Genomic DNA, 12,614 nt, shown 5'->3' on the forward strand with positions numbered 1-12,614 from the left:
AGCCAACGAGAACGGGACTACACGATTTGATTCACGTGCGTCTCGTCGTCGAACTTGGCGGCGCCGGGCTCAACGTCCTGGGGAGCGGCGGCGTCCACCAGAGCCTGCTTAAGCTCGGTGTACTGACGCTCGACTTCGCCCTCGGCCCAGACCTGGTCGGCAATGGCGTCGACCTGGCAGGCGGAGAACTTGTCCTCGGGCGTATGCGAGACCGGGTCGACCTTGTGCATGGTCAGCTCGTTGCACTTGCCGATCCACCACTGGTAGGTCATATAGACCGTGCCCTTGTTGATACGGTCGCTCACGTCGGCGCGGCTGTATACCTGGCCGCGGCGGCTGTGAATCGAGACGATGTCGCCGTTCTTGATGCCGCGCGCCTGGGCGTCCGCGGGATTCATGCGGACAAAGCCGGGCTCGTCGGCAAGCAGCGCCAGCGTCTTGCAGTTGCCGGTCATCGAACGGCAGCTGTAGTGGCCGACCTCGCGGACGGTGCACAGGATGAGCGGGTACTCATCGTCGGGAAGCTCGGAGGGCGCCTCCCAGTCGTGCGCCATCAGGTTCGCGCGGCCGTCCTTGGTGGTGAACTTGCCACCAGCGAACATGTCGGCCGTGCCGTGGTCGTTCACATCGGTGCTCTTGACCGGCCACTGGGCGTAGCCGCCCTCGGGAGCCATCTTCTCGTAGGTTGCGCCCACAAAGTTGGGGCACAGGCTAATGCACTCGTTCCAGATCTGCTCGGTGTTGTCATAGTGCATGGGGTAGCCCATGCGCGTGGACAGGTCCGCGAAGATCTCCCAGTCGTGACGGCACTCGCCCTTGGGCGGAACGGCCGCGTCAAAGTGCTGGAAGCTACGGTCGGATGCGGTAAAGACACCCTCGTGCTCGCCCCAAGAGGTGGCAGGCAGGATGACGTCGGCGAGCATGGTCGTCTGCGTCATAAAGATGTCCTGGCAGATGAACAGGTCCAGCTCGGAGAGCGTCTTGCGCATTCCGGCCGAATCGGGCTCGGTCTGCACCGGGTCTTCGCCGTAGTTGTAGAAGCAGTGCACCTTGCCCTCGTCGACCAGGTGGCCCAGGTCGGTGAGCTTGTAGCCCTCCTCGAGCGGGAGCTTTTCCTCGGGCACGCCCCAAGCCTTGGCAAACTTGGCACGCGCTGCCGGGTCGGTGACTTTCTGGTAGCCAGGGTACAGGTTGGGCAGCATGCCCATATCGCAGGAGCCCTGGACGTTGTTCTGACCGCGCACGGGCGCGAGGCCGGAATTGGGTTTGCCGATCTGGCCGGCAACGCAGGCGATGGAGGCGATGGTGTGCACCGTCTTCAGGTTCTGCTTCTGCTGGCATACGCCCATGCCCCAGCCAATGATGGCAGAAGGCTTCGCCGTGGCGTACATCTCGGCAGCTTGGTGGATCAGCGCGGGATCGACACCCGTGATGTCCTGTACGGATTCGGGAGTGTAGTTCTTGATGGTCTCCCACCACTCGTCAAAGCCGTTCGTGTGCTCGGCGACGAATTCCTTGTCGTAGAGGCCATCGTTGACCAGACAGTTGGCAAAGGCGTTGAGGAACGCGACATTGCAACCGTTCTTGATCGGAAGGTAGATATCGGCGATACGCGCAGTTTCGATATGGCGCGGGTCGGCGACGATGATCTTGCAACCCTTTTCTTTGGCTCGCACGATACGCCTTGCGACGATGGGGTGCGAATCGGCAGGGTTATAGCCGAAGAGGAAAATGCAGCCCGCATCCTCCATACCGGGGATGGAGCATGACATGCAACCTGAACCAACCGTGTCCATCAGACCGAGGACAGTAGGGCCGTGTCAAGTACGAGCGCAGTTGTCCACGCTGTGGGTGCCGATGCACGCACGCGTAAACTTCTGCATGACGTAGTTCGCCTCATTGCCGCCGCCTCGCGAGGAGCCGGTGGTCATGACAGCGTTAGGACCATATTCGTCAATTATGGCCTGCATCTTAGATGCGGTGAAATCCAGTGCCTCGTCCCAGCTTACGCGCTCTAGATCCGCGCCCTTGGTGCGGCGGATCATCGGGTGCAGTACGCGAGGAGTCAAGATCTTGGTGTCGTTGATGAAGTCGTAGCCGCTCATGCCCTTAAGGCACAGCTCGCCCTGATTGGTGATGCCGTTGAGCGGTTCGGTACCCACGACCTGGCCGTTTTGGACCAGGAGGTTAAACTGGCAACCGGCGCCGCAATACGGGCAGATCACTTTATGCTTCTCCATGACACCCTCCTTCCTTTCTCTGCTACCGATTAATCGGTACGTATTTGACAATCGTCGGGCCTGTATGGCCGCCCGCCTACGCCTCGTTTTCGATGGTGGCGCGGGCACGCTCGGCGGTCAGTTCCGCCAGGCGCTCCTCGTCTACCAGGGTGAGGCCCTTAGTCGGGCACGCCTCGGCACACGCCGGACCGCCGGGACGGTCCACGCACAGGTCGCACTTGAGCACGAAGCTCTTAGTCTGCGAACCCACGCGCACGTCGCCCATCAAGACGGGGACCTGCGTGGTCGCCACGCTCACGGCGCCAAAGGGGCAGGCCATGACGCAGCTCTTGCAGCCGATGCAGTTGTCCTCGTTGACGCCGATGCGATGGTTCTTTGGATCAAAGAACAAGGCGCCCGTGGGGCAGGCCTTAGCGCACGGGGCATCCTCGCAGTGATGGCAAGCCACCGGTGCGGAGATCTCGTAGGTGCGCGTCACGCGCAGACGCGGCGCGGCAATGTTGCCGGGGATGTCGTGTGCCTCGATACACGCTGCCATGCAAGTTTGGCACCCAATGCAGCGCGATGAATCGGCTACGACTCGTTTATTGCCCATGTTGTTCACTCCCTCCTGAATCCCATGCCGGAGAGACCCTGTCGACGTTGCCCCGGACCGCCCGTGGTCCGGCATCGGCGTATCGAGAGCATGCGGCGAAACAGGCACTCGGTAGAATATCTCCAACGGTATACAGGTTAAATATACGCAGTTGCAGGGGGTAAACTTGAGCATAGGCCCTGCATTACGGGTGTATTGCAGGGGTTTGGGCTGGTTAGGATTATTCTCAATAGGATATAAAAGCGAGTGTATTACACGCGTACGCCCAACAAAGATTTCACGCTCGCTTCTGAAGGATGTAGTACGTTTGTAATAATGTTCACACTCAATTACTCGAGTGCAATAAAGTAGTTGTTATAAGATTGGCAATTACTAGCCGAAGCTGTATTTGACTATTCATATTGCACGCTCATTAAGGGAGGCCAGTGATGTCATCGACTCAAAAACGAGCCATCCTGCAGGTGCGCATTCGCGAGGAAGACAAGCAGCATGCCGAGCGTCTCTACGACGCCATGGGCACATCGCTCGCCGAGGCTGTCCGTCTATTTGTCGCGCAGAGCATTTTGATGCGCAAGCTCCCCTTTCAGCCGGTCGCCGTGCGCTCAAAGGACGGCACCGCCGCCTATGGATCGCTCAAAGCATATGGGGACCCCAATCGCCGCTCCAAGGAGCGCAATGCCTGGATTGAATACCTTGCTACAGAAAGCGACGATTCGATTTTGGGTCCCGAGGAAGTAGATATCCATGAGTAGCACCATCATCGACGAGACCGTCATCCTGCGCTATCTGCTCGACGACGACGAGGTCCTGTCGCCGCGCGCCGCCAAGGTCATCGCCACGCGCACCGCTCGCGTCTACCCCGAGATCATCACGCGCGTCGTGGTCACGCTGCGCGACGTCTATAAGGTTCCACGCGTTGAGATTGCTGCGGCCATGAAAAGGCTGATCGATGACGTCATGGTCGACGAGCCCACCGTTGTCGCCCTTGCCGTCAAACTCTTTGGCAAGACCCATATGGACTTTACCGACTGCCTCCTCGCAGCCCGAACCGCCATCTACAACGATGATGTCGTGAGCTTTGGCAAGCCCATCATCCAAGGCATGATCGATTACCGCCGCAAGCGCCAAACCGCAGCCGAAGCCCGCAGCCGCAGCATCGACTCCACCATCGACAAGCTCCGCCACCAATCCCGCCACTAGCCCTCATCCCCACTAATAAGTTGCTGGAAAACAGTTCCTGGATTTAGGCTTATTCGGGCTTTTCTGAAACTACGTCACCGCAACTTCCAGGTTGGCAGCCCGAAACCGGCAGCCCCGGACCGCGAATCCTACTGTTCGCCACGAAATGGGCCCATCTACTACGTTTAACCGATTACCCTCGACCATACAGAAATCCGAAATATCAAAACAGCTGGTAGACGGCTTGCCGATTTTCCGAAACTGCTGCTATGGTCGACCCCTGCGGGCCAAACGTAGTAGATGGGCCGCTTTCGTGGCTCAACACCAGACCAGTCATTTTGGGGCAGGGCTTTTTTGGCCACATTTGCCAGCCGATCGCTAGAGCAGTCAAAAACCCGCTCCAAATTAGCTACCCCGGACTTCAATGGGTTCGCAAAAGCCAAAAGACAGTCCGTATTTAACCGCAACTTAGGTGGGCGCGGAGCGGGTTCGATTCCCGTCGCCCGGCGCGTAAACAAAAACAGCTCTGATCCCCAAAGGAAACCAAAGCCGTTAAAACAATTCTTATGGAGCGGGCGACGGGAATCGAACCCGCGTCATCAGCTTGGAAGGCTGGGGTTCTACCATTGAACTACGCCCGCAAGATATGGTCGGGACGACAGGATTTGAACCTGCGACATCCTGCTCCCAAAGCAGGCGCGCTACCAAACTGCGCCACGTCCCGAAGGTGTTGAGCAGCTAAGGTCTAAACCTTGCGTGTCCCAAAGCGAAGGAAATTATAGGGGAGACTCCCCGCCTGTGCAAGCATTGATGTCTTAGCTCCTCGAATGTGCAACAAACTTGCTGTGGAGCAGACCGATCACAAAGGCAACTACGGCGACCGGCGCCCACGCGGCACCGATGTCTGCCAGGGGTAGCGCATCAAACGGCAGCCATGAGCCCGCAAAGAACGCATCGCGGACCGAGGTGATCACGCTCTGCACAGCAACGACGCCGCCGACCCAGACCCACACCTGCGGATGAGCGTCGCAAAAGCCGTGCACCAGGCCCATAAGCACCAGCACAATGGCAACGGGGTACAAGGCGTTGAGCATGGGCACCGAGAACATAAGGATCATGTCGAGACCCACGTTGGAAAGCACGCACGAAAACGCCGCGAACACAAAGGCGAGAACCGCAAAGGGACGGCGCATGGCCTCCTCGGACGCCTCCGCTCCCCCTTCGACCACATACGTCTCGCAGAAGTAACGCGAGCAGCAGCTGATGAGGCCGATGCACACGTTCATGCAGGCGAGGAAAAAGATCGCAAAGACCACGACCGTGCCGGCAAGACCAAAGTGCATGGAGGCCGAACGGGCGAGGATGGCAGCGCCGTTGGTGGCATCGGGCATCACGGTGCCGAGCTGCATACCGGCAAGGGCCAAGCCGCAATAGATGATGGCCATGAGCAAGCCGGCGATCACACCGGAGCGTGAAATTTCAAAAGCGACGCGCTTGTCGTCGGTCACGCCCAACTCGTGAATGGTCTCGGCGATGATGATGCCGAAGGCGAGCGACGCAAGCAGGTCCATGGTCTGGTAGCCGGTCAGAAAGCCCTGGACCGCAGCTCCGGCATCATAGGGAGCCTGCGGCGCGACAGCGGGACCCAACGGCGAGACCACGGCGGCACCCACGACCAGCACGATGAGCGCAATGAGCGCGGGGCCCGTAATGCGGCCGAGCACACGCGTGATGACGCCCGGGCGCAGCGTGAGCGCAAACGCGACGACAAAGAAGCAAATGGCAAACACCAGACGCGCCGTGCCGAGCGAGACGCCCTCGGGCAACAGCGGCACCAGCATCTCGAAGGCCGTGGAACTCGTACGCGGAATGGCCAGGCACGGGCCGATGGCCAGATACACTGCCGCAACAAAGAACTCGCCAAACTTGGGGTGCACGCGGCTGGCAAGCTCACGCGCCGTGCCGGCAAGCGCCACGGCGATAAAGCCCATGACGGGCAGGCCGATGGCGGCAATCAAAAAGCCAACCATGGCAAGCGGTGTGGCCGTGCCGGCCTGGAGCGCCAGCAACGGTGGAATGATGAGGTTGCCGGCGCCAAAGAGCATCGAAAACAGGGCGATGCCGACGGTGACGACATGGTCGGAGCGCAGACCGCGCGGTGCAGATGAGGGCATAGGCACACCTTTCGGGTCGAAACAAAAACGGGACGGGCAAAATACCCGTCCCGCAAGTATAAACGGTCCAGCAGCTTTAGCAGACTAAATTGCGCAGAGCATCGATAGCCGTGTCGACTTCTTCGGTCGTGTTGAAATACCCAAACGAGAAGCGGACGACACCCTGGCGCTCGGTACCTAACGCGCGGTGCATGAGCGGAGCGCAATGGGCACCGGGGCGCGTCGCAATCCCCCACCCTTGCATGAGCGCGTCCGAGATCTCGGCAGAGTCGATATCGCCCACGTTGAGCGACACGATCGCCGAGCGCGCAGGTTGGTCAAACGCACCGTAAAGTACAATGCTGGGGATTTCGCGAGCGCCGGAGAGGAAACGTTCGGCGAGTGCGCGTTCGTGAGCTGCAATCGTCTCCACCCCGCCTTGTGCCTCGATAAAATCAAGGCCTGCGGAAAGGCCCGCTATGCCGTGACCGTTGAGCGTGCCCGCCTCGAGCCGCGTGGGCCACTCCATGGGCTGTAACGCATCGAAGCTGTGCACGCCCGTGCCGCCCATGGCCCAGGGCGCCACGTCGACGCCCTCCGCCACGGCCAGGCCGCCGGTGCCCTGCGGGCCCATGAGCCCCTTGTGGCCGGTAAAGCACACCACGTCGAGCCCCATGGCCTGCATATCGATATGCGCCGTACCGGCAGACTGCGAGGCATCGACGATCACAAGCGCACCCGCGGCATGTGCCAAGGCCGCCACGCGCGCAATGTCGACCGCGTTGCCGGTCACATTAGAGGCATGCGTCACCACCACGGTACGCGTACCGGGCGTGACCAGCCGCTCGAGCTCGTCATAGTCGAGCACGCCGTTCGCGTCACAGCCCGCATGCTCAACGGTCACACCCCGCTCCACTGCCAGGCGGTTGAGCGGACGCAGCACGGAGTTGTGCTCGAGCACCGTCGTGACCACGCGGTCGCCGGGGCGCACCACGCCACAGATGGCGGTGTTGAGCGCCGCCGTAGAGTTGGGCGTAAAGCACACATGGTCCGCCCTCGGGCAACCTAAAAGGCGCGCGAGCTTGGCACGGCAACCGTGAATCGTACGAGCGGCATCGAGGGCACCCGACGTGGCGCCGCGCCCGGCATTGCCGAGCGAGCACATCGCCTGCGTCACGGCATCGATGACCGTCTGCGGCTTGTGCATGGTCGTCGCCGCGTTATCCAGGTAGATCATCGCACGACCTCCCACATATCAATCACGGTATAGCCCTCGGTGGGAACGCCCGCCGCGGCGAGTTCGCCGCGCAGCAGCTCCTCATCGGCAGGCAACGCTTTCCACGCCAGACCACAGCCGGCAGCGACCTCCCCGGGCACGGGAATCGTTCGCCCGGGAAGGCCGCGCTCGATGCACAGGGACTCGCAGCCCATGGCGGCCGCCGTGGTGGGAAACGTGATGACAAGCGCCGGGCGCTTCTCCCTCATGGCAACTCCAACCAATACGCTACGGGCGCACGACGCGCACGGCCTGCTCCATCTTCTCCACGATCACGTACATGTTGGTGACCTCGCCCACCGCAAGCTGGTCTTTAATGCCATAGTGGTCGAGGCAGGTACCACAGGTGAGAATCTCGACACCCTGCTCGGCCAGGCCCTTCAGGTCGTCGAGCACCGGCGAGCCCTCGACGGTGAGCTTGGCGCCGCCGTTGTAGAACAGCATGGTCGCGGGCAGCTCCTCCTGCTGCGTCACGGCAAAGATGAAGGCCTTCATGAGCTTGTGGCCCAGCTCGTCGTCGCCACGGCCCATGCAGTCGGTGTAGACGGAAATGACGAGCCTGCCCTTGCCGGCGCTGGCATCACAGAAGGCAGCGCCATCCTGCTCGGGATCGGCCATGGCAACGGCGCCAGAGGTCGCCACGGTCACGTGCCACTCGGCGTCAGAAACCTTCTCGACCGAGGCCGTGCAGCCTTTCTCCTGCGCCATCTTGGAGATGTTCTTGACGGCGGTCTCGTTGTCGACCGAGGTCACGACGGCGCCCTCGCCATCGAGCTGCTTCAGAGCTTTGAGCGTCTTGACGACGGGCAGCGGGCAGGCATCGCCCATGGCATTGACTTCAATCTTGGTAGACATAGCAAATTCCTTTCGAAAGAGCCGTTCTAGAGAACGGCAAACAGTTACATAAACGTGCGGGCTAGCGAACAACGCGGACGGCAGGACCGCCCGGCTCCGCCTCGCACACGCGCCCGACAACGGCCGCGATGCGCCCCTCGGCATGCAGGCGACGCGCAAGCCCATCCACATCGGCAGCAGGCGCCGCGATGAGCAAACCGCCCGAGGTCTGCGGATCGTACAGCGCATCCAACATGCCCGGCTCCAGGTCCTCGTCGGCAGCCACGCGCGGGCCAAAGAAGTCCTGGTTGCGGTAGGCACCGGCAGGAATAATGCCCAGACGCGCCATATCGAGCACCTGGTCAAAGAGCGGCACCGCCCCCGACGTAAGTTCAATCTGCACGCCCGAGCCCTCGGCCATCTCGCACGCATGCCCGATCAGGCCAAAGCCCGTGATGTCGGTGCAGCCGTGAAGCTCGAGTCCCTCGGCCAGGCGAATCGGGGCCTCGTTGAGGGTACGCATCGAGTCAAACATGGCTGCGGCCTCGTCCTGCTCGATGAGCTCGCCCTTAATGGCCGTGGTGATGATGCCCGAGCCGATCGCCTTGGTCAGCAGCAGAACATCGCCCACGCGTGCGCCGCTGTTGGCGAGCATGTGGTCGAGTGGCACAAAACCGCTCACGGACAGACCGTACTTGGGCTCGTCGTCGTTGATGGTGTGGCCGCCCGCAATGGAGCAACCCGCCTCGACGCACTTATCGGCGCCGCCCGCCAGAATCTGACCGGCAACTTCAACGCCCAGGCAACTGGGTATGCAAAGCAGGTTCATGGCATGGCTCGGCCGCCCGCCCATGGCGTAGATGTCCGACAGCGAGTTGGCCGCAGCGATCTGGCCAAACAGGAACGGGTCATCGACCATCGGTGGGAAGAAGTCGATGGACTGCACGAGCCCCAGGTTCTCCCCTACGCGGAAGACGCTCGCATCGTCGGAGGTATCGAACCCCACGAGCAAGTTGTCGTTATGCACATTGGGTAAGTCGCCCAGGACCTGGGCGAGGGCTCCGGGAGCCAACTTAGCGGCTCAACCGCTCGCGGCCGTCATGGACGTGAGCCTCATGGTGTCCTTAGCCATACGAACCCCCTTCCAACAAATCAACGACTTTAAGTATACGCGCCAGGCACGCTTCCCAAGAGACCGCCGACGGCTCGAACGTCGAAAGCGGCGCCGCAAGCGCCTGCGCGATAGCATCTGCCAGTGCGCGCTCAAACAACGGAAGGTCGGCCGCCACGGGCGTGTCGACATCCGTCATACGCGGCGACGCCACCCACGTCACGGGAGCACCGGGAAGCATCGCCTCCATCCAGGGACGAACGCCGGGCAAATCGGTCGCCACAACTTTGCAGCCGCACGCGAGGGCCTCGATCGTCACGAGCGGCAGACCCTCGTAAAACGAAGGCAGCACAAAGACGTCGGAACTGCGGTAGGCACGCACGAGCCCATCGCTATCCAGGCGCCCCGCCAGCGTCACCGGCACATCCGAGGCCGCGGTCAAGCGCTCGATACGCGCGTACTCGGCATCGTCCCCGCGGCCGCCCACAAGTACCAAGCCAGATGGGCGGACGCCATCGTCAATCGGCAATGACACAGCTCGAACCAGCGACTCGACGCCCTTTTTAAAGCAAATCTTGCCCACGTACACAAGCGATCCCGGCTGCCTCGCCACGCTTGCATCGCGGCAGAAGACGCGATGGTCGTAGCCCGTCCCAATCACGTGGATACGATCGGCATCGACGCCGCACACCAGGCCAATCTGCTCAGCCTGCTCAGCATGGAGTGCAAAGACGGCATCGAGCCGACGAACCGCACTTACGATGCGATCGCGTTCGAGCGTATGCGAACGCAGCTGGCGCAGGTCGGTCGAATGACACACGGCAACAGCCGGCACGCCTCGGACGCACTCGCGCGCCAATGCGGTCACCAGATACAGGTGATGGCAGAGCACCAGATCGGGCCGAAACTCAGCCACCGCTCGATCGATTGCAGCAGCAAATGCCCGCTCAAATGCCTTGAGCATCGAAGGCGTCAGATCACGATAGCGTGTGGAGGGATAGGGCATGACATCGGACATGCCACAGATGGGAAACGGCAGCTCGGGCGACTCGAACGGTACGGCAAACACGGCAGCACGCCGGTCCAGCTCGCCTTGGGTATCACCCGGTGCCGCGCCGCAAAGCACGGCGGCGCGATGCCCCGTCTCGATCTGCTCGCGTACGAGCGCGGCAAGGTAGGTGCCGCTGCCAGTGCTATCTGGTTTTTGTGCCGAGATATTGAGGATGCGCATGTCGCGGTACACCCCTAGGCCAAGGCGGCGGCGCGGACAGCCGCGCCGATCGCTCCGGCAAAGCGAGCCTGGGGCGAGGTGGTCACCGGCGACCCCAGTAGCTCGCCCAACCGCTCCACCACGAAGGCGTTCTCGCACAGGCCACCGGTCAGGTAGTACGGGGCGCCCGCGGCCTGTCCGGCCATGGTCGCCACGCGCGAGACCACGCTGTCGATCACGCCACGCGCAATGTTCTCGCGCGGCTCACCGCGACCGATCAGGCTGATAACCTCGCTTTCGGCAAACACGGTGCACATGCTGGAAATCTTGGTAGGCTCGCCGGTGCGGGCGAGGTCTGCCATCTGCTGCTGGGTAATGCCCAAGCGGTCGGCCATGATCTCCAAAAAGCGCCCCGTGCCGGCGGCGCACTTGTCGTTCATGGCGAACTTTGCCACGCGGCCGCCCTCGAGTTGGATGACCTTGGTATCTTGGCCGCCCACGTCGATCACCGTGCCCTGCTCGCCAAACAAGCGGACCGCACCGGCACCATGGCAGGTGATCTCGGTCACTACCTTGTTGGCATAGGGCACCGCGACACGGCCGTAGCCAGTCGCGACCACGCGAACATCGTCGCCCGTCACGTCATAGCCGGCTGCGGCGAGTTCACCGCGTAGGCGCTCGGCCGCATCGACCGACGAATACCCCGTCGGCATGACGCAGGTCCACGCAATGGCGTTGTCCGTCTCCACCACCGCAGCCTTCGCGGCCGTCGAGCCTATGTCGATACCAATGCCAACCACGGCATCCTCCTTCTATGCGGCAAAGCAGCTATCCCTTTGCCGCATTTGTCCTACAGGGTCTCGATAAAGGCAGCGATGCGCGTCTCGATCTGGCCCATGTCGCCGTTGCTGTAGTCGGTCTCAATCTTCATGTACGGAATGCCCGCACCCTCGACAGCTTCCTGCATGTGTGCGCTCTCCACGTTAAAGGTATGGCACGCCTGGAGCACGCTCTCCACTACGCCATCGACGTGATACTTCTCGCACATGGCCAGCGTGTTTTCCATACGACCGTCGTTGGGCGTCATGACCGAGCAGTTGATATCCAGGTAGCGGTCGGCGATGGCGCGCAGGATATCGGGAGCCTCCGGGTCGATCATCATGGCCGCCGTGCGCTCGCCCGAGCAGTCGTCCATGCACACGACCACACCGCCGTTGGACTCGATAGTACGGCCGATCTTGTTGATCACGCCGCCCACCGGGCAGCCAGTGATCAGAATGCGCTTGGCATCCGCCGCAACCGGGCGCTCGCCCGCGTCGTAGGTCTCGCGCAGCTTGGCAACCTTTTGCTCCAGCTGCTGCGTATAGGCCTCGATATCAAAGCTGAACGTACCGGCGAACATGGTGCTCATCAGGTCAACGCCGCTCATGGCAGCCGGCTGGTTGGCCTGCAGCGCAAACACCTCGAGCTGGGCCGCACGCAGACGGTTGCGACGACGGACGGCAGCGCGCAGGTCATCGTCGGTAATCGTGATGCCGTAGAAGCCCTCGAGCTCCTCCTTGAGCAGGCGGCACTCCTCGTACCAGCCTTTACGCTCGTAGGCGCGATCGCGACCCTGCGGAAGATGCAGAATGTGCGTGCGCTTGAGCTCGTTGAGCAGTTCGTACATCTTCTTCTTGCCGTCGCAGGTGGTCTCGCCGATGATCATGTCGCTAAAGTACGTAAACGGGCACTTTTGCGAGTAGGCAAAGCCGTACGTCGATTTGATGAGCGGACACAGATTTGCCGGCAGCACCTTCTCGGCCTCGGGAATCACCTCGTCGGATGTGCCGCACAAGGCCACACTTGCAGCGCCCGCGGCATCGATAATCTCGAGCGGCGTATAGCTGCACAAATAGCCGACCAGGCGATTGCCGGCCTGTTTGTAATCCTTGACGCGAATAAACGCCGCCTTGCGCTGCTCGTTGAACTCCTCAAACGTGGACGGCAACGGCTGCTCAATATTTTCCGACATAT

General features: G+C 61.6%; 12 protein-coding genes and 2 tRNA genes. 2 read left to right on the top strand and 12 right to left on the bottom strand.

What is annotated here, in order from left to right; translation table 11 throughout:
* Nucleotides 1–17: 17 nt before the first annotated feature.
* Together fdhF and PMW70_RS00935 are read right to left on the bottom strand one after the other, a co-directional pair.
* A complete protein-coding gene (fdhF, locus tag PMW70_RS00930) occupies nt 18–2,240 on the bottom strand; it encodes a formate dehydrogenase subunit alpha (RefSeq protein WP_271743615.1) in 2,223 nt (740 codons plus the stop codon).
* Between the two features lie 76 nt (nt 2,241–2,316).
* Nucleotides 2,317–3,009 (bottom strand): 4Fe-4S dicluster domain-containing protein, encoded by a 693-nt coding sequence (locus PMW70_RS00935; RefSeq protein ID WP_369831462.1) that lies wholly within the window; start codon nt 3,007–3,009, stop codon nt 2,317–2,319.
* Nucleotides 3,010–3,263: 254 nt separating this feature from the next.
* Between PMW70_RS00935 and PMW70_RS00940 the strand changes: the two genes are divergently transcribed.
* Entirely contained in the window at nt 3,264–3,587 is a 324-nt protein-coding gene (locus PMW70_RS00940) for a type II toxin-antitoxin system RelB/DinJ family antitoxin (protein WP_099431570.1), read from the top strand.
* Complete coding sequence (locus PMW70_RS00945) at nt 3,580–4,035, top strand: PIN domain-containing protein (RefSeq protein ID WP_271743616.1); 456 nt, start codon at nt 3,580–3,582, stop codon at nt 4,033–4,035. The genes PMW70_RS00940 and PMW70_RS00945 overlap by 8 nt, the downstream gene beginning before the upstream one ends.
* Before the next feature lie 546 nt (nt 4,036–4,581).
* On the opposite strand, the gene PMW70_RS00950 is transcribed toward PMW70_RS00945, so the two are convergent.
* From PMW70_RS00950 to PMW70_RS00995, 10 genes are all read right to left on the bottom strand, one after another.
* Nucleotides 4,582–4,655: transfer RNA gene (locus PMW70_RS00950), tRNA-Gly, on the bottom strand.
* 6 nt (nt 4,656–4,661) lie between these two features.
* Nucleotides 4,662–4,738 (bottom strand) — tRNA-Pro (locus PMW70_RS00955).
* A gap of 91 nt (nt 4,739–4,829) precedes the next feature.
* Nucleotides 4,830–6,188 carry a branched-chain amino acid transport system II carrier protein gene (brnQ, locus tag PMW70_RS00960; protein ID WP_271743617.1) on the bottom strand — a complete coding sequence of 453 codons (1,359 nt, stop codon included), beginning with the start codon at nt 6,186–6,188 and terminating at the stop codon, nt 4,830–4,832.
* A gap of 76 nt (nt 6,189–6,264) precedes the next feature.
* Nucleotides 6,265–7,404, bottom strand: coding sequence for an aminotransferase class V-fold PLP-dependent enzyme (locus tag PMW70_RS00965; protein ID WP_271743618.1), 1,140 nt, complete (start codon nt 7,402–7,404; stop codon nt 6,265–6,267).
* The gene (locus PMW70_RS00970) at nt 7,401–7,652 is read right to left on the bottom strand and encodes a putative Se/S carrier protein (RefSeq protein WP_022095212.1); all 252 of its coding nucleotides are present in this window, start codon (nt 7,650–7,652) and stop codon (nt 7,401–7,403) included. Before PMW70_RS00970 ends, PMW70_RS00965 begins: the two co-directional genes overlap by 4 nt.
* 19 nt (nt 7,653–7,671) lie before the next feature.
* Nucleotides 7,672–8,298: a sulfurtransferase-like selenium metabolism protein YedF gene (yedF, locus tag PMW70_RS00975; protein WP_271729681.1), complete on the bottom strand. Its 627-nt coding sequence runs from the start codon at nt 8,296–8,298 to the stop codon at nt 7,672–7,674.
* Between the two features lie 61 nt (nt 8,299–8,359).
* A complete protein-coding gene (selD, locus tag PMW70_RS00980) occupies nt 8,360–9,409 on the bottom strand; it encodes a selenide, water dikinase SelD (protein ID WP_253056262.1) in 1,050 nt (349 codons plus the stop codon).
* Nucleotides 9,402–10,619: a glycosyltransferase family 4 protein gene (locus PMW70_RS00985; RefSeq protein WP_271743619.1), complete on the bottom strand. Its 1,218-nt coding sequence runs from the start codon at nt 10,617–10,619 to the stop codon at nt 9,402–9,404. Before PMW70_RS00985 ends, selD begins: the two co-directional genes overlap by 8 nt.
* A 14-nt stretch (nt 10,620–10,633) precedes the next feature.
* The gene (locus PMW70_RS00990; protein ID WP_271743620.1) at nt 10,634–11,398 is read right to left on the bottom strand and encodes an acyl-CoA dehydratase activase; all 765 of its coding nucleotides are present in this window, start codon (nt 11,396–11,398) and stop codon (nt 10,634–10,636) included.
* Nucleotides 11,399–11,448: 50 nt separating this feature from the next.
* Nucleotides 11,449–12,612, bottom strand: a complete 1,164-nt coding sequence (locus tag PMW70_RS00995) for a double-cubane-cluster-containing anaerobic reductase (protein ID WP_271743621.1) — start codon at nt 12,610–12,612, stop codon at nt 11,449–11,451.
* Nucleotides 12,613–12,614 lie beyond the last annotated feature (2 nt).

Origin of the sequence: Collinsella aerofaciens, assembly GCF_028209625.1 — a bacterium.
GTDB classification, from domain to species: Bacteria; Actinomycetota; Coriobacteriia; order Coriobacteriales; family Coriobacteriaceae; genus Collinsella; species Collinsella aerofaciens_AM.

Bases quoted from the DNA above. Each gene is read 5' to 3' on its own strand.
- PMW70_RS00995 (WP_271743621.1), bottom strand. From the start codon at position 12,612: ATGTCGGAAAATATTGAGCAGCCGTTGCCGTCCACGTTTGAGGAGTTC.
- PMW70_RS00965 (WP_271743618.1), bottom strand. From the start codon at position 7,404: ATGATCTACCTGGATAACGCGGCGACGACCATGCACAAGCCGCAGACG.
- PMW70_RS00940 (WP_099431570.1), top strand. From the start codon at position 3,264: ATGTCATCGACTCAAAAACGAGCCATCCTGCAGGTGCGCATTCGCGAG.
- brnQ (WP_271743617.1), bottom strand. From the start codon at position 6,188: ATGCCCTCATCTGCACCGCGCGGTCTGCGCTCCGACCATGTCGTCACC.
- PMW70_RS00935 (WP_369831462.1), bottom strand. From the start codon at position 3,009: ATGCTCAAGTTTACCCCCTGCAACTGCGTATATTTAACCTGTATACCG.
- PMW70_RS00970 (WP_022095212.1), bottom strand. From the start codon at position 7,652: ATGAGGGAGAAGCGCCCGGCGCTTGTCATCACGTTTCCCACCACGGCG.
- PMW70_RS00985 (WP_271743619.1), bottom strand. From the start codon at position 10,619: ATGCGCATCCTCAATATCTCGGCACAAAAACCAGATAGCACTGGCAGC.
- PMW70_RS00945 (WP_271743616.1), top strand. From the start codon at position 3,580: ATGAGTAGCACCATCATCGACGAGACCGTCATCCTGCGCTATCTGCTC.
- yedF (WP_271729681.1), bottom strand. From the start codon at position 8,298: ATGTCTACCAAGATTGAAGTCAATGCCATGGGCGATGCCTGCCCGCTG.